General features: G+C 53.5%; 15 protein-coding genes. 8 read left to right on the top strand and 7 right to left on the bottom strand.

Features of this window, described 5'->3' with window-relative positions; genetic code table 11:
* Nucleotides 1-119 precede the first annotated feature (119 nt).
* From mglB to mglC, 3 genes are all read left to right on the top strand, one after another.
* Nucleotides 120-1,115 carry a galactose/glucose ABC transporter substrate-binding protein MglB gene (gene mglB, locus AC6I8A_RS13120; RefSeq protein ID WP_256696906.1) on the top strand — a complete coding sequence of 332 codons (996 nt, stop codon included), beginning with the start codon at nucleotides 120-122 and terminating at the stop codon, nucleotides 1,113-1,115.
* A 70-nt stretch (nucleotides 1,116-1,185) separates the two neighbouring features.
* Nucleotides 1,186-2,706 carry a galactose/methyl galactoside ABC transporter ATP-binding protein MglA gene (gene mglA / locus AC6I8A_RS13115; protein WP_008104954.1) on the top strand — a complete coding sequence of 507 codons (1,521 nt, stop codon included), beginning with the start codon at nucleotides 1,186-1,188 and terminating at the stop codon, nucleotides 2,704-2,706.
* Between the two features lie 18 nt (nucleotides 2,707-2,724).
* Nucleotides 2,725-3,735: a galactose/methyl galactoside ABC transporter permease MglC gene (gene mglC / locus AC6I8A_RS13110; RefSeq protein WP_007889502.1), complete on the top strand. Its 1,011-nt coding sequence runs from the start codon at nucleotides 2,725-2,727 to the stop codon at nucleotides 3,733-3,735.
* Nucleotides 3,736-3,863: 128 nt separating this feature from the next.
* Here the strand turns inward: mglC and sanA are convergent, their stop codons facing one another.
* The 5 genes from sanA to AC6I8A_RS13085 all read right to left on the bottom strand — a co-directional run bounded on the left by sanA (nucleotide 3,864) and on the right by AC6I8A_RS13085 (nucleotide 8,771).
* The gene (sanA, locus tag AC6I8A_RS13105) at nucleotides 3,864-4,583 is read right to left on the bottom strand and encodes an outer membrane permeability protein SanA (RefSeq protein WP_008104952.1); all 720 of its coding nucleotides are present in this window, start codon (nucleotides 4,581-4,583) and stop codon (nucleotides 3,864-3,866) included.
* 240 nt (nucleotides 4,584-4,823) lie between these two features.
* Nucleotides 4,824-6,521, bottom strand: a complete 1,698-nt coding sequence (locus AC6I8A_RS13100; RefSeq protein WP_256696905.1) for an NAD-dependent malic enzyme — start codon at nucleotides 6,519-6,521, stop codon at nucleotides 4,824-4,826.
* 160 nt (nucleotides 6,522-6,681) lie between these two features.
* Nucleotides 6,682-7,578, bottom strand: a complete 897-nt coding sequence (cdd, locus tag AC6I8A_RS13095) for a cytidine deaminase (protein WP_497818637.1) — start codon at nucleotides 7,576-7,578, stop codon at nucleotides 6,682-6,684.
* A gap of 124 nt (nucleotides 7,579-7,702) precedes the next feature.
* Nucleotides 7,703-8,395 (bottom strand): CidB/LrgB family autolysis modulator, encoded by a 693-nt coding sequence (locus AC6I8A_RS13090; protein WP_497818636.1) that lies wholly within the window; start codon nucleotides 8,393-8,395, stop codon nucleotides 7,703-7,705.
* Nucleotides 8,388-8,771, bottom strand: a complete 384-nt coding sequence (locus tag AC6I8A_RS13085; protein ID WP_293792944.1) for a CidA/LrgA family protein — start codon at nucleotides 8,769-8,771, stop codon at nucleotides 8,388-8,390. Before AC6I8A_RS13085 ends, AC6I8A_RS13090 begins: the two co-directional genes overlap by 8 nt.
* Nucleotides 8,772-8,927: 156 nt before the next feature.
* On the opposite strand from AC6I8A_RS13085, the gene AC6I8A_RS13080 reads away from it, so the two are divergent.
* Complete coding sequence (locus tag AC6I8A_RS13080; protein ID WP_497818635.1) at nucleotides 8,928-9,281, top strand: endonuclease domain-containing protein; 354 nt, start codon at nucleotides 8,928-8,930, stop codon at nucleotides 9,279-9,281.
* A 222-nt stretch (nucleotides 9,282-9,503) separates the two neighbouring features.
* On the opposite strand, the gene metG is transcribed toward AC6I8A_RS13080, so the two are convergent.
* Nucleotides 9,504-11,537 (bottom strand): methionine--tRNA ligase, encoded by a 2,034-nt coding sequence (metG, locus tag AC6I8A_RS13075; protein ID WP_497818634.1) that lies wholly within the window; start codon nucleotides 11,535-11,537, stop codon nucleotides 9,504-9,506.
* 284 nt (nucleotides 11,538-11,821) lie between these two features.
* Between metG and apbC the strand changes: the two genes are divergently transcribed.
* Nucleotides 11,822-12,934: an iron-sulfur cluster carrier protein ApbC gene (apbC, locus tag AC6I8A_RS13070; RefSeq protein WP_497818633.1), complete on the top strand. Its 1,113-nt coding sequence runs from the start codon at nucleotides 11,822-11,824 to the stop codon at nucleotides 12,932-12,934.
* Here the strand turns inward: apbC and AC6I8A_RS13065 are convergent.
* A complete protein-coding gene (locus AC6I8A_RS13065; RefSeq protein WP_497818632.1) occupies nucleotides 12,931-13,383 on the bottom strand; it encodes a GNAT family N-acetyltransferase in 453 nt (150 codons plus the stop codon). The two genes, apbC and AC6I8A_RS13065, sit on opposite strands and share 4 nt — an antisense overlap.
* Before the next feature lie 316 nt (nucleotides 13,384-13,699).
* On the opposite strand from AC6I8A_RS13065, the gene ahpC reads away from it, so the two are divergent.
* The 3 genes from ahpC to AC6I8A_RS13050 all read left to right on the top strand — a co-directional run bounded on the left by ahpC (nucleotide 13,700) and on the right by AC6I8A_RS13050 (nucleotide 18,299).
* Nucleotides 13,700-14,263 carry an alkyl hydroperoxide reductase subunit C gene (gene ahpC, locus AC6I8A_RS13060; protein ID WP_007889514.1) on the top strand — a complete coding sequence of 188 codons (564 nt, stop codon included), beginning with the start codon at nucleotides 13,700-13,702 and terminating at the stop codon, nucleotides 14,261-14,263.
* A 67-nt stretch (nucleotides 14,264-14,330) separates the two neighbouring features.
* A complete protein-coding gene (ahpF, locus tag AC6I8A_RS13055) occupies nucleotides 14,331-15,899 on the top strand; it encodes an alkyl hydroperoxide reductase subunit F (protein ID WP_265302277.1) in 1,569 nt (522 codons plus the stop codon).
* A gap of 123 nt (nucleotides 15,900-16,022) precedes the next feature.
* Nucleotides 16,023-18,299 carry an ATP-binding protein gene (locus tag AC6I8A_RS13050; RefSeq protein WP_497818631.1) on the top strand — a complete coding sequence of 759 codons (2,277 nt, stop codon included), beginning with the start codon at nucleotides 16,023-16,025 and terminating at the stop codon, nucleotides 18,297-18,299.
* The last annotated feature ends 58 nt before the right edge of the window (nucleotides 18,300-18,357 follow it).

Below are 18,357 nucleotides of genomic sequence, written 5' to 3'. Positions count from 1 at the left end.
GCGATGGTGGCCCGGCTTTGCGTTACGCGTCCGCCCATTATCAGGTTTACAACCGACGGCGCTGTTTGCCCGCAGGCACATAGCGCAATGAAATGCCCTACATAAAAACCGGAGATACCATGAATAAGAAGGTTTTCACGCTCACAGCACTGGTTGCCAGCATGATGTTTGGTGCAACTGCGCACGCCGCCGATACCCGCATTGGCGTGACGATTTACAAATACGACGACAACTTCATGTCGATGGTGCGTAAGGACATTGAGAAAGAAGCGAAATCATTGGGCGGCATTCAGCTGCTGATGAACGACTCACAGAACGACCAGTCCAAACAGAACGACCAGATTGACGTGCTGATGGCTAAAGGCGTGAAAGCGCTGGCTATCAACCTGGTGGATCCGGCTGCTGCGGCAGTGGTGATTGATAAAGCGCGCGGCAACGACGTGCCGGTGGTGTTCTTCAATAAAGAACCTAACGCCAAAGTGCTGGCCAGCTATCCGAAAGCCTACTACGTCGGTACCGATTCTAAAGAGTCAGGCATTATCCAGGGTCAGCTGATTGAGAAGCACTGGAAAGCTACGCCAGCGTGGGATCTGAACAAAGACGGTACGATTCAGTTTGTGCTGCTGAAAGGCGAGCCGGGCCATCCGGATGCTGAAGCGCGTACCAAATACGTGATCGATACCCTGAACAAAGACGGTCTGAAAACGCAGCAGCTGGCGATGGATACCGCGATGTGGGACACCGCACAGGCAAAAGACAAAGTTGACGCCTGGCTCTCTGGCCCGAACGCCGACAAGATTGAAGTGATTATCGCCAACAACGATGCGATGGCAATGGGTGCGGTTGAAGCGCTGAAAGCGCACAACAAAACCAGCATTCCAGTGTTCGGTGTCGATGCACTGCCAGAAGCGCTGGCGCTGGTGAAATCAGGCGCACTGGCCGGTACCGTGCTGAACGATGCGGAAAACCAGGCGAAAGCGACGCTGGATATTGCTAACAATCTGGCCAATGGCAAAGAGCCAACCGCTGGCACCAACTTCAAGATGGACAACAAAATCGTACGTGTTCCTTACGTACCAGTAGATAAAGAAAATCTGTCGCAGTTTGTGAAGTAATTCATCCTGGGCGCGGCATTTCGCCGCGCCTTATTGCATCTGACCAACGCTTTATTTAGCCAGGTAAATTATGGCCAGTGAGAATCCGACCACACAGCGTGAATATCTGCTGGAGATGACGAATGTCTCTAAATCATTTCCAGGGGTTAAAGCCTTAGATAATGTGAATTTAAAAGTGCGGCCGCACTCCGTTCATGCATTAATGGGAGAAAACGGCGCCGGGAAATCTACATTATTAAAATGTCTGTTTGGGATTTATAAAAAGGATACGGGGAGCATCCTGTTTCAGGGTGAAGAAATTGATTATAAGAGCTCCAAAGAGGCGCTGGAAAATGGCGTTTCCATGGTGCATCAGGAATTAAACCTGGTTCTGCAACGCAACGTCATGGATAACATGTGGCTTGGCCGTTATCCACGTAAAGGCGTATTTGTTGATCAGGATAAAATGTATCGCGATACCAAAGCGATCTTTGATGAATTAGATATTGATATCGATCCGCGCGATAAAGTCGCCACCTTATCTGTCTCGCAGATGCAGATGATCGAAATCGCCAAAGCTTTTTCCTATGACGCGAAGATTGTCATTATGGATGAGCCGACATCATCGCTGACCGAAAAAGAAGTGAATCACTTGTTCACGATTATTCGTAAGCTGAAAGATCGCGGCTGCGGCATTGTCTATATCTCGCATAAGATGGAAGAGATATTCCAGCTGTGCGATGAGATCACCATTTTGCGTGATGGGCAGTGGATCGCCACTCAGCCGCTGGAAGGGCTGGATATGGACAAGATCATCTCGATGATGGTTGGCCGTTCATTGAACCAGCGTTTCCCGGACAAAACCAACGTGCCGGGGGAAACCATTCTTGAGGTGCGTCATTTAACCTCACTGCGTCAGCCTTCAATTCGTGATATCTCGTTCGATCTGCGTAAAGGTGAAATTCTGGGTATTGCCGGTTTGGTGGGCGCCAAGCGTACCGACATCGTCGAAACTCTGTTTGGGATTCGCGAAAAGTCGGGCGGCACGATTAAATTGCACGGTAAGGCGATTAATAACCACAGTGCCAACGAAGCCATTAACCACGGTTTTGCGCTGGTGACGGAAGAGCGTCGTTCCACCGGTATTTATGCGTATCTGGATATTGGCTTTAACTCGCTTATCTCCAATATTAAAAAGTATAAATCCAGCATGGGGCTGCTCGATAATAAACGCATGAAAAGCGATACCCAATGGGTGATTGATTCGATGCGCGTGAAAACGCCAGGTCATCATACGCAAATTGGTTCGCTTTCCGGTGGTAACCAACAAAAAGTGATCATTGGTCGCTGGTTATTAACGCAGCCGGAAATATTGATGCTGGATGAACCAACGCGCGGGATTGATGTGGGCGCGAAATTCGAAATCTACCAACTTATTGCTGAGTTGGCGAAGAAAGAGAAGGGCATCATTATTATCTCTTCTGAAATGCCAGAACTGTTGGGTATTACCGATCGTATTTTAGTGATGAGTAATGGCCAGGTAGCAGGCATTGTTGATACCAAAACGACCTCGCAGAATGAAATCCTGCGTTTAGCGTCATTACACCTTTAATGAAGCAAGGGCTTTAACATGAAAGCGACTACTAAAAAGAATGCGCTAACCTGGTTAAAAGAGGGCGGCATTTACGTTGTCCTGTTTGTACTGCTGGCAATTATTATTTTCCAGGATCCAACGTTCTTAAGTTTAATGAACCTAAGTAATATTCTGACCCAATCCTCAGTGCGTATTATTATTGCATTGGGCGTGGCCGGTTTGATTGTCACTCAAGGTACGGACCTATCAGCGGGTCGTCAGGTAGGTTTAGCGGCGGTGGTGGCAGCAACGCTGTTGCAGGCGATGGATAACGCGAACAAGGTGTTCCCGCATCTGGACACCGTGCCAATTCCGGTGGTTATCCTGACCGTGTGCATCATCGGCGGCGTGATTGGGCTGGTGAACGGTGTGATCATTGCTTACCTCAAGGTAACGCCATTTATCACCACCCTGGGCACCATGATCATCGTTTACGGCATCAACTCACTCTATTACGACTTTGTGGGTGCATCGCCGATTGCCGGTTTCGATCCTGGCTTCTCCAAATTTGCTCAGGGCTTCCTGCGTTTCGGTGACTTCAAACTGTCGTTTATCACCTTCTACGCCGTGATTGCCATCGTATTTGTTTGGGTGCTGTGGAATAAAACCCGTTTCGGCCGCAACATCTTCGCTATCGGCGGTAACCCGGAAGCGGCAAAAGTGTCTGGCGTAAACGTACCGTTCAACCTGATTCTGGTGTATGCACTGTCTGGCGTGTTCTACGCGTTCGGCGGGATGCTGGAAGCGGGCCGTATCGGCAGCGCCACCAACAACCTCGGCTTTATGTATGAGCTGGATGCGATTGCGGCTTGTGTGGTCGGCGGTGTGTCGTTTGCCGGTGGTGTGGGTTCTGTAGCGGGTGTGGTGACCGGTGTCATCATCTTTACCGTCATCAACTACGGCTTGACCTACATCGGCGTTAACCCTTACTGGCAGTACATCATCAAGGGCGGCATCATTATCTTCGCTGTGGCGCTGGATTCACTGAAGTACGCACGTAAAAAATAATTGGTTTCCCCTCACCCCAACCCTCTCCCGCTTGCGGGAGAGGGAGCAGACCGAGTTCTAACTTAAAACCTGCACTAAACGGTTCCCTCTCCCGCTGGCGGGAGAGGGCTAGGGTGAGGGAACAAACATCACTTCTGCAGTTTCTCTTCCAGCTCCAGCAACTGCTCTGGCGTTACTGCCGGATAACTCTGCGCATCTTCCGGCACTTCATGCACCGCAGGAATCGGCACTAGCGGGCCGAGGAAACGCGGCTCGCGCTTCATCAAATACAAATCCGCCAGCGCACCCAAACGTGCACCCACTTCACGGAAACGCACCGACAACATGTTTTTCGGCGATGGCACCGCATAACACTGCGCCTGAATCCCCAGATGCTGCGCGATGTACAGCGCGCGTTCGCAGTGGAAGCGCTGGGTAATGATGATGAAATCGTTGGTATCGAACACTTTGCGCGTGCGCACAATCGAATCCAGCGTGCGGAAGCCGGCGTAATCCAGCACGATGTCCGACGGCGCGACGCCCGCTTTAATCAAATCACGGCGCATGGTCATCGGTTCGTTATAGCTTTGCTGCGCATTGTCACCGCTCAGCAGCAGGTAATTCACCTTGCCGCTGTTATAGGCGTTCAACGCGCCCTGAATGCGATAGAGGTAATACTGATTGATGACGCCGGTGCGGTAATACTTGGCCGTGCCCAAGACCACGCCGACCTGACGATGCGGCAGCGAGGTGACATCTTCGTAAATAAAGGGCGCGGTTTTCCAGCTGATCCAGCGATCCAGGCCGAGCGCTGTCGCCACCATCAGTAAGATGATGAAAAACAGACCAAAGAAAACGCGTTTAATCATGCGCGCGGGCACTCGGTTGGCAGAGTTCAGAATGGATAAAGGCTACTTGATGCGGGCGGGGGAAGCAAGCTAAGGGCAATTATGCGCTGGATTTTTAAGCATGGCCGGATCTACCCGTCATACTTCAAGCTCCAGGTGCGTTGGCTGCGTGCATTCACCCCAGTCACTTACTTGAGTAAGTTCCCGGGGATGAACCCACTTGCCGCCTTCCTGAAGCTCGAATTATTTAGGGTAGGTGAATCAGATCGAAGTACGGCGATAGTTACGATACTGTGGCAGCCAGAAGTTGTTGCTGACGGCTTTCGACAGCACATCTTCCGAGGTCACCACCGCCACACCAGCCAGCTGCGCGGCTTTGCCCACTTCAATGGCAATCAGCTTGGACACGCCTTGTATATCTTTGATCTCCGGCAGAACCGGACCTTCGCCATCGTTAACCAGCGGTGAGCAGTCGGCCAGTGCGCGGCTGGCGGTCATCAGCATCGAATCCGTCACGCGACTGGCGCCCGCAGCGATCACACCCAAACCGATGCCAGGGAAGATATAGGAGTTGTTGCACTGGGCGATTGGATAGGTTTTCCCTTTCCAGGTGACCGGCGAGAACGGGCTGCCGGTGGCTACCAGCGCGGCACCGTCGGTCCAGGCGATGATGTCGGCTGGTGTTGCTTCCACGCGTGACGTTGGGTTCGACAGCGGCATAACGATCGGACGCTTGGTGTGCTTGTGCATCTCGCGGATGATCTCTTCGGTGAACAGGCCAGGTTGACCTGATACGCCGATCAGAATATCCGGCTTGGCGTTGCGCACCACGTCGAGCAGAGAAATTGAATCGCTATCGGTATCCCAATCTTTCAGGCTCTCGCTCTTCTGCACCAGCTTGCTCTGGAAATTGAGTAGGTTCGGCAGTTTGTCGGTCAGCAGACCGAAGCGATCGACCATCATCACGCGGCCACGCGCTTCATCATCGCTCAAACCTTCCGACTTCATCTGCGCGATGATTTGCTCGGCGATACCACAACCGGCAGAACCGGCACCGAGGAACACCACTTTCTGCTCGCACAGGCGGCTGCCCGCAGCGCGGCTGGCGGCGATCAGCGTGCCGACGGTCACTGCGGCGGTGCCCTGAATATCGTCGTTGAAGCAGCAGATCTCATCGCGATAGCGCTCCAGCAGCGGCATGGCGTTTTTCTGCGCGAAGTCTTCGAACTGCAACAGCACGTTCGGCCAGCGACGGTTGACTGCCTGGATGAACTCGTTAACAAACTCTTCGTACTCTTCGCCCGTGATGCGCGGATGACGCCAGCCCATGTAGAGCGGATCGTTCAGCAACTGTTGGTTGTTGGTGCCAACATCCAGCACCACCGGCAAGGTGTAAGCCGGGCTGATGCCGCCACACGCGGTATACAGCGACAGCTTACCGATTGGGATGCCCATGCCGCCGATACCCAAATCGCCGAGACCAAGAATACGTTCGCCATCGGTCACCACGATCACTTTTACATTCTGCTTAGTGGCGTTCTGCAGCATGTCTTCAATGCGATCGCGGTTGTTATAAGAGATGAACACGCCGCGCGCGCGACGGTAGATTTCAGAGAAGTGTTCACAGGCCGCGCCGACCGTTGGGGTGTAGATAATCGGCATCATCTCTTCCAGATGATTGTCGAGCAGGCGGTAGAACAGGGTTTCGTTGGTATCCTGAATGTTGCGCAGGTAGACATGCTTGTCGTTATTGTTTTTAAAATCCAGGAACTGGCGCCAGGCACGTTCTGCCTGCTCTTCGATGGTTTCTACCGCTTCCGGTAGCAGACCGTTGAGGTTAAATTCGTTACGTTCTTCGAGAGTGAAGGCGCTGCCTTTATTCAACAGCGGAAATTCCAGCAGGATCGGACCCGCATAAGGAATATACAGCGGGCGTTTACTTTCGTAGTCGAGTTCCATGCAGTGCTTGCTCCGGTTGCAGTGTTTTCTGACGTATCGCCGGGAAAAGGTCACGCCAGTCCATCTTGAAGTGAAGAGGTTCTGGCGCCCGATCCTATGAAAATTCCTGCAGATGTACAGCTTTTGTTAACAGAAGGTCACAAAAGCGGTAAAAGGATCACTAAACTGATGTTTTCGAAACTAAAGTAAGTGAGAAATCCTCACATCCCAACGCCTTAAGCGTCGCGCGAGTCGCATCCAACTGACTCAGCGTGCTCTCCTGACATTCTGCCAAAACGGCTTGCTGAATAGTCTCCAGCGCTTCGTTGCTCATGTTCATCAAAATCAGTGCGGCCTGCAGCGGCGGCAAGCTTGGGTTGAAGGCGGCGTTTTCCGCATAGCGACCGGTAAAGACCTTGCCGCTCAGGCTGCGCAGCGCCACGCCGCTGTAACTCTGGCTATAAGGGGCGTGACTGTGATTGGCGGCAGTAATGGCAGCCTGTTGCAACGCATTACCTTGAACGGCAAAACCATGATCGATCGGCGTCAGCAGACGTTCAGTGATGTTCAGATCGGCTGGACCAAACGCATCCGGCAAATAGTCGCCCAGCGTGCTAACCGCGCGTCCAGGCAGGCTGATGCGAATCGCCGTGCCGCTGTTCAGCTCGTTCATAAACTGACGACAATGTCCGCACGGCGTGTAGTTGACGGTAATCGCTGCCAGTTTCTCTTCACCGCGCAGCCAGGCATGCGTAATGGCACTTTGCTCGGCGTGCACCGTCTGCTGTAGCGGCGTGTGCAGGAACTCCATGTTGGCGCCGAAATACCAGTGGCCGCTGACGCCGCGCGAGATCGCGCCGACATTAAAATTTGATACGGTTGCCACCGCGCAGCTCGCCGCCAGCGGCAGCAGTTCCAGCGCCAGCGCATCATCATCCAGACCGGTAAGCTGTTTCAGTTGCGCGACATCCTGCGGACGCAATACGCCGTGAAAATCCGGCGCATCGAGCAGCGGCTGAATTGCAGCTTGCAGCGCAGTGGGCAGGGCAGAAAAAGCAGTAAGGAATCGTGAATGCATGATGTGATGGCCTCAGTTACGCGTTAGCGGCGATGCGCCGCCAGAGGTTTTATATGTGATCCAAGTCGCTCTGACAATGCAAGCTGATTGGGTTGTTTCAACTTTGCGAGATCTCTCGCAAGTTTCAGCCCCACCAATGCATTAATAGCGGAAAAAGGAACGGTGCCAGTAACGAAGTGATGATGCCGCAAATCACCAAAGCCAGTGAGCTGAAGGCGCCTTCCTGATAATCGATCTCGGCGGCGCGCGCGGTGCCTAATGCGTGCGAAGCGTTTCCAATCGCCAATCCGCGCGAAGATTTGTTTTTCACCTTAAACAGATTAAGCAGCATATGACCAAACACCGCACCCAGCACACCGGCGATCAGCACGCAAATAGCGCTGATGGCGGGAATACCGTGCAGCGAGGCGGAGACCGCCATCGCAATCGGCGTGGTGACGGATTTCGGCATGATGGTGGCGGCGATTTCCGGCGTTGCGCCCATCCACAGCGCAATCGCGGTACCCGACACCATCGCCGTAATGCTGCCGATGAAACAGACGCTGATGATGGTTTTCCAGCGCGCGCGAATCTGATGCATCTGCTCATACAGCGGCAACGCCAGCGCGACAACTGCCGGTTGCAGCAACTGATTGAGCAGGCTGCTGCCGGCAAAATAGCGCGCGTAAGGCAGATTGGTGAGCAGCAGAATCGGAATGACAATCGCCATCGCCACCAGCAATGGATTGACGATGGAGATATTGATTTTCGCCGCCAGTTTGCGCGCCAGAAAATAGGCGATTAGGGTCAGCGGCAGCGACCACCATGCATCACTCATTCGGCTTCTCCTGCGGGCGCTGCAAGCGCTCTGCGCTGAGCCCCACAATCAGCAGCACCATAAAAGTACTGCCAATGCACGACACCACAATCGGCCCAAACTGCGCGGTGAGGATATCGGTATAGCTCATTACGCCGACGCTAATAGGCACAAACAGCAGCGCCATATAGCGAATCAGTAAATGGCATCCAGGTTTCACCCACTCAACCGGCATGATTTGCAGCGCCAGCAACAGAAACAGCAGCAGCATGCCGATGATGCTGCCGGGAATGGTTATCGGGAGCAGGGCAGAAATCCCCATTCCGGCGTAAAGCGCTGCATAGATGATGGCGAAGGCGCGCACATAGCGCCAACAAGCAGAGAGAACGGCAGGCATGTCAGGCTCCTGTTTTCGTAGCGCTTTATCATACGCATTAAGCGATTAGCGTGCTAGCGATCACATTGGAATGCAGATTCCAGCTTTTTCATCGCGATCTTTTATTCCTTTAAACATGACGTAGGGTAAGCCGATAGCGTGAAAGTGAGGGCGATGATGAAAGCGATTACGCGTCAGCGACAACTGCGTCAGGCGATGCCAGAAGCGGAGCATCTATTATGGCGTTTTTTGCGTAACCGGAATTTATGCGGCGTGAAGTTTCGGCGTCAGCATCCGATTGGATGTTATATCGTGGATTTCGCCTGTATTGAAAGGCTGCTGATCGTTGAGCTGGATGGCGGACAACATAATGAAGATGAAGCGAAAATTTATGATCAACGAAGAACGGATTATTTACAGCGCGGTGGCTGGAGAGTGATTAGATTCTGGAATCATCAGGTTTTCGAAGAGTTTGATGCGGTGATGGAGGAGATATATCGGCAGTTGTTGCTGCCTGGGCCCTCACCCTAGCCCTCTCCCGCAAGCGGGCGAGGGAATGATTAGGTGGAGCAGGTTTGCAAAAAGTAGAATCAAGATTAAATGACCGCACTGAGCGGTTCCCTCTCCCGCAAGCGGGCGAGGGAATGATTAGGTGGAGCAGGTTTGCAAAAAGTAGAATCAAGATTAAATGACCGCACTGAGCGGTTCCCTCTCCCGCACGCGGGAGAGGGCTAGGGTGAGGGCAAAAATCCCTTACTTAACCGGCATACCCGGCACTGCACCGCTATCGACGGACAACACAAACAGGTCTTTGCCGCCTGGACCCGCTGACAGCACCATGCCTTCTGAAATGCCGAAGCGCATTTTACGCGGCGCGAGGTTAGCCACGATGATGGTCATCTTGCCGACCAGCACGGACGGATCCGGATAGGCTGCGCGAATGCCAGAGAAAATCTGACGCTTCTCGCCACCCAAATCCAGCTCCAGACGCAGCAGCTTGTCGGAACCGTCAACCAGCTCAGCTTTTTCGATCAGCGCCACACGCATATCGACCTTGGCGAAATCATCAATGGTGATGGTGTCGCCAATCGGCGCATCGGCCAGCGGACCGGTTGCTGCAGGTTTGTTCGCCGCCGCCGCGTCTTCTTTCGAAGCCTCAACCAGCGCGTCAACTTTGGTCATTTCGATACGGCCATACAGCGCTTTGAACGGTGCTACTTCATGATCCAGCAGCGGTTGGGCAATCGCATCCCAGCTCAGTTCGCTCTGCAGGAAGGCTTCGGTGCGTTCGGTCAGTGATGGCAGCACCGGCTTCAGCCAGGTCATCAAAACGCGGAACAGGTTGATACCCATTGAGCAGATCGCTTGCAGGTCGGCATCGCGGCCTTCTTGCTTCGCCACCACCCAAGGTGCCTGCTCATCGACATAGCGGTTCGCCAGATCGGCCAGCGCCATGATTTCACGGATCGCGCGGTTATATTCGCGGCTGGCCCAGGCTTCGCCAATCTTCTCAGAGGCATCAATAAAGGTCTGATACAGTGCCGGATCGGCCAGTTCGCTCGCCAGCTTGCCGCCAAAGCGTTTGGTCAGGAAGCCCGCATTACGCGACGCCAGGTTCACCACTTTGTTCACCACGTCCGCATTCACGCGCTGAACGAAATCTTCCAGATTCAGGTCGATATCGTCGATGCGCGAAGAGAGCTTAGCCGCGTAGTAATAACGCAGGCTGTCGGCATCCAGATGCTGCAACCAGGTGCTGGCTTTAATAAAGGTACCGCGCGATTTGGACATCTTCGCGCCGTTCACCGTCACATAACCGTGTACGAACAGGTTGGTTGGCTTGCGGAAGTTGCTGCCTTCCAGCATCGCCGGCCAGAACAGGCTGTGGAAATAGACGATGTCTTTACCGATGAAGTGATACAACTCGGTGGTGGAATCTTTCTTCCAGAACTCGTCGAAATCGAGATCGCCGCGCTTGTCGCACAGATTTTTGAACGAACCCATGTAACCGATTGGCGCATCCAGCCAGACGTAAAAGTATTTGCCCGGCGCGCCAGGAATTTCGAAGCCAAAGTAAGGCGCATCGCGGGAGATATCCCACTGCTGCAAGCCCGACTCAAACCACTCCTGCATCTTGTTCGCCACCTGCTCTTGCAGCGCGCCTGAACGCGTCCACGCCTGCAGCATCGCGCTGAAAGAAGGGAGATCAAAGAAGAAGTGCTCGGAATCACGCAGCACCGGCGTCGCGCCTGAAACCACCGATTTCGGGTCGATCAGCTCGGTCGGGCTATAGGTCGCGCTGCACACTTCGCAGTTATCGCCATACTGATCCGGTGACTTACATTTCGGGCAGGTGCCTTTCACGAAACGGTCCGGCAGGAACATGCCTTTCTCAGGGTCGTACAGCTGCGAGATGGTGCGGTTCTTGATGAAGCCGTTCTCTTTCAGACGACCATAAATCAACTCAGACAGCTGGCGGTTTTCGTCGCCGTGCGTCGAGTGATAGTTGTCATAGCTGATGTTGAAGCCAGCGAAATCGGTCTCGTGCTCCTGCTTCATCTCCGCGATCATCTGCTCCGGCGCGATGCCCAGCTGCTGCGCTTTCAGCATAATTGGCGTGCCGTGGGCGTCGTCTGCACAGATGAAGTGAACCTGGTTGCCACGCATTCGCTGGTAACGGACCCAAATGTCAGCCTGAATGTGTTCAAGCATGTGACCGAGATGGATTGAACCGTTTGCGTACGGCAGCGCGCACGTTACCAGAATTTTTTTAGCGACTATAGTCATGATTGCGTAGCGTTCCATTGATGAAAAAGCGGGTTTCCCCGTCATACTTCGCGTTGCAGGCGCGTTGTCTTCTCTCGCTCACCCAAATCACTTACTTGAGTAAGCTCATTGGGATTCTCTCGTTTGCCGCCTTCCTGCAACACGAATTATTTAGGGGAATGATGGTAACCGAAGCACCCTCTGGCGTAAACACAGCAGCTCATCCCCATCACTTTTAGCGCCTATCTGATACTATTGAACAGACACCGCCGCAATCTGGCGTGAAGAATAAACAAGGAGAGGGGATGACTTCACAATCCCAGCAACATCATTCACCTGAAGCGCTGCGAGCATTGGTTATCGGCGTGCTAAGTGACTTTGAACATCCGACGCTGCAACACAACCTGACCACGCTGAAAGCGCTGCGCCACGTCGCGCTGCTGGATGACAAGCTGCATATCGAACTGGTGATGCCGTTCGCGTGGGCCAGCGCCTTTGAAGAGCTGAAAGCGCAAACCAGCGCCGAGCTGCTGCGCCTGACCGATGCCAGCGCCATTGACTGGCGGCTGCGTCATGACATCGCCACGCTGAAGCGGGTGAAAAATCATCCGGGCGCGACCGGTGTGAAGAACATCATCGCCGTCAGTTCAGGCAAAGGTGGCGTGGGTAAATCCAGCACCGCCGTGAATATGGCGCTGGCGCTGATCGCCGAAGGGGCGCGCGTGGGGATTCTCGATGCGGATATTTACGGCCCGTCGATTCCGAACATGCTCGGTACCGAAAATCAGCGTCCAACCTCGCCAGATGGCACGCATATGGCGCCGATCATGGCGCACGGTCTGGCAACCAATTCGATTGGTTATCTGGTCACCGACGACAACGCCATGGTGTGGCGTGGTCCGATGGCGAGCAAAGCCCTGATGCAACTGCTTAATGAAACCATGTGGCCGGATCTGGATTATCTGATCCTCGATATGCCGCCGGGCACCGGCGATATTCAGCTGACGCTGGCGCAAAACGTGCCGGTGACCGGCGCGTTAGTGGTCACCACGCCACAAGACATCGCCTTGATTGATGCGCGTAAAGGGATGGTAATGTTCGAGAAAGTCAACGTGCCGGTGTTGGGCGTGGTCGAGAACATGAGCATGCACATCTGCAGCCAATGCGGACATCACGAGCCGATATTCGGCACCGGCGGTGCGCAGAAGCTGGTGGAAGATTACAACACGCGTTTGCTGGCACAACTGCCGCTGCACATTACGCTGCGTGAAGATCTGGATGATGGCGAACCCACCGTGGTGCGACGTCCGGAGAGTGATTTCACCGCGCTCTACCGTCAGCTGGCGGGGCGCGTGGCGGCGCAACTCTATTGGCAGGGAGAAATCATCCCTGGCGATATCGCGTTCCGCGCCGTTTAACGTCGTCCATTTCCGCTGGCGCGTTTTGCCAGCGGAAAATGCATCAGCACATATTTTCCCTGCTCACTCTCGCCAACCGCTTCACGCCGCCAGCCGTGTTTGAGATAGAAATCCATTGCCGCCTGATTCTGTTGCAGGCATTTCAATGCGCCAGTCGAGCTAAATCGCGACTGCACTTTTTCTAACAACGCGCTGCCCACACCTTGTCCTTGCGCATCCGGATCGACATACAGGCTATGCAGGAAGTTGTCATTATCCAGCACCGCCGCAAACCCCACGCGATGTCCGTCCAGCTCAGCGACCAGCACGGTTTCGCCCAAAATCACAGCATCGAAATCTTCTAACTGCCAATCATCGCCATCCAGCCACGTCCAGTTATGGCGTCGCGCGGCAAGATAGAGCGTGCGCAGAAAAGGCCGATCGGTTTCCTCAAATAAACGTATATCCACTTAAGCACTCCATTCGCACGATTATTTGACGCTTTTGCCAGGTCACCATAAATGGTGACCCTACGAAAATGACTCTGCTCTCCGTAGGGTCGCCATTTATGGTGACCTGTTCGTATTCCTAAAAATAGCAGCAGCGAGACGAAAAGATAAAGCCTGTTTAATCAGAGCTTTTTCTGTGTAGAATGCCCGCGCGAGCCGCATGAAATCAGGTGTCGGCGCTTTGATAGCTTTTGGTTATCTAATTGATAACGTCTGCATATTAGAAGTTGGCCCGAAAATTCTGTAGCCTGCATCACATCTTTTAACGGAGGTCACCATGTCCATCATTAATACCAAGATCAAACCATTTAAAAACGCAGCGTTCAAAAACGGCGAATTCATCGAAGTCACCGAGAAAGACGTTGAAGGTAAATGGAGTGTTTTCTTCTTCTACCCGGCTGACTTCACCTTCGTATGCCCAACCGAACTGGGTGACGTTGCAGACCATCACGAAGAGTTCCAGAAACTGGGTGTAGATATCTACTCTGTTTCTACTGACACGCACTTTACCCACAAAGCCTGGCACGGTTCTTCAGACACCATCGCGAAAATCAAATACGCGATGATCGGTGACCCAACTGGCGCGCTGACCCGTAACTTCGAAATCATGCGCGAAGACGAAGGTCTGGCAGATCGCGGTACCTTCATCGTTGATCCGGAAGGCATCATCCAGGCGATCGAAATCACTGCAGAAGGCATTGGCCGTGACGCATCTGACCTGATCCGCAAAGTGAAAGCAGCTCAGTACGTTGCTTCTCACCCAGGTGAAGTCTGCCCGGCCAAATGGAAAGAAGGCGAAGCCACTCTGGCTCCATCACTGGACTTGGTTGGCAAAATCTAAGTTAGCTGCCATTCGATCTTTCTCTATCGGGTGCTACGGCACCCGATTTTCATGACAGGAACTCACTATGCTCGACACCAATTTAAAAACCCAACTCAAGGCTTACCTTGAGAAACTAACGAAACCGGTTGAGTTGATTGCCACATTGGATGATGGCGCCAAATCCGCAGAGATTCGCTCTCTGTTGGCTGATATCGCGGGCTTGTCAGACAAAGTCAGCTTCCGTGAAGAGAACGATCGTCCGGTTCGTAAACCCTCTTTCCTGATCACTAACCCAGGCAGCCAGAGCGGTCCGCGCTTTGCCGGTTCGCCAATGGGCCACGAATTTACGTCACTGGTTTTAGCCTTGCTGCAAACCGGTGGACACCCGTCGAAAGAAGCGCAGAGCCTGCTGGATCAGGTTGTGGCTTTGGAAGGCGACTTCCACTTCGAAACTTATTACTCGCTGTCATGCCACAACTGTCCTGACGTGGTACAGGCGCTGAACCTGATGGCGGTACTCAACCCGCGCATCAGCCATACCGCGATCGACGGCGGTATGTTCCAGAACGAAATCACCGAGCGCAACGTGATGGGCGTGCCAGCGGTGTTCCTCAACGGCAAAGAGTTTGGTCAGGGCCGTCTGAGCCTGGCGGAAATCGTCGGTAAAGTGGACACCAACGCAGAGAAGCGTGCGGCAGAAGAGCTGAACAAGCGTGATGCCTATGAAGTGCTGATCGTCGGCAGTGGCCCGGCGGGCGCGGCTGCGGCCATCTACTCTGCCCGTAAAGGCATCCGTACTGGCCTGATGGGCGAGCGTTTTGGCGGTCAGGTGCTGGACACCGTAGACATCGAAAACTACATCTCGGTACCGAAAACCGAAGGCGCGAAGCTGGCCGGTTCTCTGCGCGCTCACGTGGATGATTATGACGTCGATGTGATTGATACCCAGAGCGCCATCAAGCTGATTCCAGCGGCAAAAGAGGGCGGTCTGCACGCGATTGAAACCGCCTCTGGCGCGGTACTGAAATCACGCAGCATCATCATTGCCACCGGCGCACGCTGGCGCAATATGGGCGTACCGGGCGAAGAGCAGTATCGCACCAAGGGTGTAACCTACTGCCCGCACTGCGATGGTCCGCTGTTTAAAGGCAAACGCACCGCAGTGATCGGCGGCGGTAACTCCGGCGTGGAAGCGGCTATTGATTTGGCCGGCATTGTTGAACACGTGACGCTGCTGGAATTCGCCAGCGAAATGCGCGCCGATAAAGTGCTGCAGGACAAACTGCGCAGCCTGAAAAACGTTGATGTGATTCTGAACGCACAGACCACTGAAGTGAAAGGCGATGGCAGCAAAGTCACCAGCCTGACTTACATCGACCGTAACAACCAGACTAGCCACGAAATCGTGCTGAGCGGCATCTTCGTGCAGATTGGTTTGCTGCCGAACACCACCTTCCTTGAAGGTGCGGTAGAGCGCAACAAAATGGGCGAAATCATCATTGATGCCAAGTGCGAAACCAGCCTGAAAGGCGTATTCGCCGCAGGCGACTGCACCACGGTGCCGTACAAGCAGATCATCATCGCCAGCGGTGAAGGCGCGAAAGCCTCACTCAGCGCCTTTGATTATCTGATTCGCACCAAACCGGCTGAATAAATTTTGCGATAGCCACGCAATAGCCCCGCAACCTGTGTTGCGGGGCTTTTTTTTATCTACATTTCCATGCGAGTTCAACGCGGCTACACTGCGAATTGGTGACGATGGGCAGGGGAAGCGTGGATGAACAGGCTGTTATTAATATTGCTGTTAATGGTGAATGTGGCGCAGGCGCAGCGCATTGATCTGTCTCCACAGCTGCAGGCGTGGATTCAGGCGCACCCCAACATCACCTACACCGTTGCCGATCGTTGGCCGCAGGATTATCGCGAAAACGGTAAACCGGTGGGACTAAGCCGCACCATTCTTGATGAAATCAGCGAACGCACCGGACTACATTTCACCTACGTTGCACCTGAAGAGGCGCTCCTCAACCCGCCGATGCTTAACGCGGCTGTCAGTGCGGAGCTGATCTCCCCGCAGGACAAACAGCGCTGGCTGTTTAGTCAATCCTGGATGCAAACCATGCCCATGTTAGTGGGCCGCAAAGAGACGGTGGATATCCGAGGCATTGAACGATTAGACGGCAAGCGGCTCGGGATTGCGCAATCCTCAGAGTATGAACCCTGGATCAGTAAGCACTATCCAGCGATTCAGCTAGTCGATTTTCCCAGCGTTAGCGAAGCGCTGCGCGCCGTTGACGAACGCCAGGTTGATGCAGTGATAGGATCCGGCTTGATCATTCTGCCGATATTACAGCGCTTCTACGCAGGTGATTTAGCGGTGACGGGTCAGGTACCCGAAATGGCCAGCGGCATCAATATGGCTATCGATCCCGCTTATCCCGAGTTGCGCGACATCATTAATGCCGCCTTTATCACCATCAATGGTGTCGATGCACAAAACATTTTCAAACGCTGGGTCGGCATTGTCGATCTCGGCACGCCGTCTATTGGCGTGATTGTTGAGCACTATCGTTATCAGCTTATCGCCTTTGCCACGCTGCTGGTGCTGCTGCTATTGGCGCTTAGTAGTGCGATAAAAGCCCGTCGTCGTGCCCAGGCAAGCGAAAAAAGTAAGTCCGAATTTCTGGCGATTATGAGCCATGAAATCCGCACGCCAATGAACGCCATCATTGCGTCGTTAGAGCTTCTGCAACAGCCTGCGACAGCGAAAAAGCAACAGGAGTATCAGGCACTGGCGCTCTCTTCATCGCAGGATCTGCTGGAATTACTCAATAACGTGCTGGATCACAGCAAACTCAGTCAGCAGCAGATTCCGTTGCAGATTGCGCCATGTGAAATCAGCAGCTTACTGGCGGCAATCTGTGATAGCCAGCGGCCTTCAGCCGAGCGAAAAGGTGTGACACTGGAGCTGGAACTGCAGCCCGTGCTCGAAGCATTATGGCTGGATGTGGACGCGCATCGTCTGCGCCAAATTGTGAATAACTTGTTGTCGAATGCGGTGAAGTTCACCGATAGCGGGGCAATTACCCTTAAAGCCGATTGGCACAGCGAGCCAGGATTACCGGATGCATTAACCCTCGCTGTGGAAGATACCGGCATCGGTATCGCAGCCGCCGATCAGCAGCGGATGTTCCAGGCCTGGCAGCAGGCGGAAAGTCGCGGTGCCCGCGTGCGCAGTGGTAGCGGTTTGGGGCTTTATCTGTGTCGCACCCTGGCAAAACGTATGGGCGGAGATTTGACCCTAAGTAGTGAGGAGGGCAAAGGCAGCATCTTCACCTGTATTTTGCCGCTGAATAAGAGTCATTCGCCGGGTAGCATTCAAGACCAACAGCCAATGACAGCGCTTCCCGCTGGGCTAGCGGTGTTAGTGGTGGAGGATCATCCCGCCAATCAGCAGGTGCTGGCTGCTCAGCTTAAACAGCTCAATTGCCATTATGAAATGGTTGAGAGTGCCGAACAGGCTTTACAACTGCTGGAGGAGGAAAACTACTTCGATATCATGCTGTTGGATTGTAATTTACCCGGCAAGGATGGCTATTGGCTGGCAGAACAGATCCGTGAGTTAGAAACCGCACAACAGCGCGATCGCACGCCGCTGATCGCGATCTCCGCCGTCAGCAGTCTTGAGCATCGGCAACGCTGTTTAACCAGCGGCATGGATGATGTGTTAGTTAAACCGATTCGATTAGCCGAGCTGGCAGAAAAACTCGGACACTATCAGGCAATTCAAGAGCAGGATACGCCGTTGTTAAGTGATGAAGTGAAGTTATGGCTGCAACAGGATCGGGATAACTTTGTTCATGCCTGTGAACAGCGCGATGTGCCGCACATGATCCATTTTGTGCATCGCATTCGCGGTGTAGCACAGATGTACCAACTGCCAGAGCTGGCTCAGCAAGCAGAAGACATTGAAACCCAACTGCGCCAACAGCCTACGCCAACGGTTCAAACCAGCAGGGATTGGCAAACGCTGATTAACAACCTTATTCCTTGAGATAAGGCAATTGAGAGTGCTCTCGTAGAGTGTTTGACGCTTTTTCCATCAAATAGCC

This window comes from Pantoea sp. X-Soil-ISGK-275, from assembly GCF_059730795.1.
Note: the sequence above shows the minus strand (reverse complement) of the source record. Positions and strands in the feature narration are given on the sequence as shown.

Excerpts from the sequence above, each read along its gene's own strand:
- mglA (WP_008104954.1), top strand. The coding sequence starts at position 1,186 with ATGGCCAGTGAGAATCCGACCACACAGCGTGAATATCTGCTGGAGATG.
- mglC (WP_007889502.1), top strand. The coding sequence starts at position 2,725 with ATGAAAGCGACTACTAAAAAGAATGCGCTAACCTGGTTAAAAGAGGGC.
- AC6I8A_RS13100 (WP_256696905.1), bottom strand. The coding sequence starts at position 6,521 with ATGGAACTCGACTACGAAAGTAAACGCCCGCTGTATATTCCTTATGCG.
- apbC (WP_497818633.1), top strand. The coding sequence starts at position 11,822 with ATGACTTCACAATCCCAGCAACATCATTCACCTGAAGCGCTGCGAGCA.
- ahpC (WP_007889514.1), top strand. The coding sequence starts at position 13,700 with ATGTCCATCATTAATACCAAGATCAAACCATTTAAAAACGCAGCGTTC.
- AC6I8A_RS13080 (WP_497818635.1), top strand. The coding sequence starts at position 8,928 with ATGAAAGCGATTACGCGTCAGCGACAACTGCGTCAGGCGATGCCAGAA.
- AC6I8A_RS13090 (WP_497818636.1), bottom strand. The coding sequence starts at position 8,395 with ATGAGTGATGCATGGTGGTCGCTGCCGCTGACCCTAATCGCCTATTTT.
- cdd (WP_497818637.1), bottom strand. The coding sequence starts at position 7,578 with ATGCATTCACGATTCCTTACTGCTTTTTCTGCCCTGCCCACTGCGCTG.
- AC6I8A_RS13085 (WP_293792944.1), bottom strand. The coding sequence starts at position 8,771 with ATGCCTGCCGTTCTCTCTGCTTGTTGGCGCTATGTGCGCGCCTTCGCC.
- metG (WP_497818634.1), bottom strand. The coding sequence starts at position 11,537 with ATGACTATAGTCGCTAAAAAAATTCTGGTAACGTGCGCGCTGCCGTAC.
- mglB (WP_256696906.1), top strand. The coding sequence starts at position 120 with ATGAATAAGAAGGTTTTCACGCTCACAGCACTGGTTGCCAGCATGATG.
- sanA (WP_008104952.1), bottom strand. The coding sequence starts at position 4,583 with ATGATTAAACGCGTTTTCTTTGGTCTGTTTTTCATCATCTTACTGATG.
- ahpF (WP_265302277.1), top strand. The coding sequence starts at position 14,331 with ATGCTCGACACCAATTTAAAAACCCAACTCAAGGCTTACCTTGAGAAA.
- AC6I8A_RS13050 (WP_497818631.1), top strand. The coding sequence starts at position 16,023 with ATGAACAGGCTGTTATTAATATTGCTGTTAATGGTGAATGTGGCGCAG.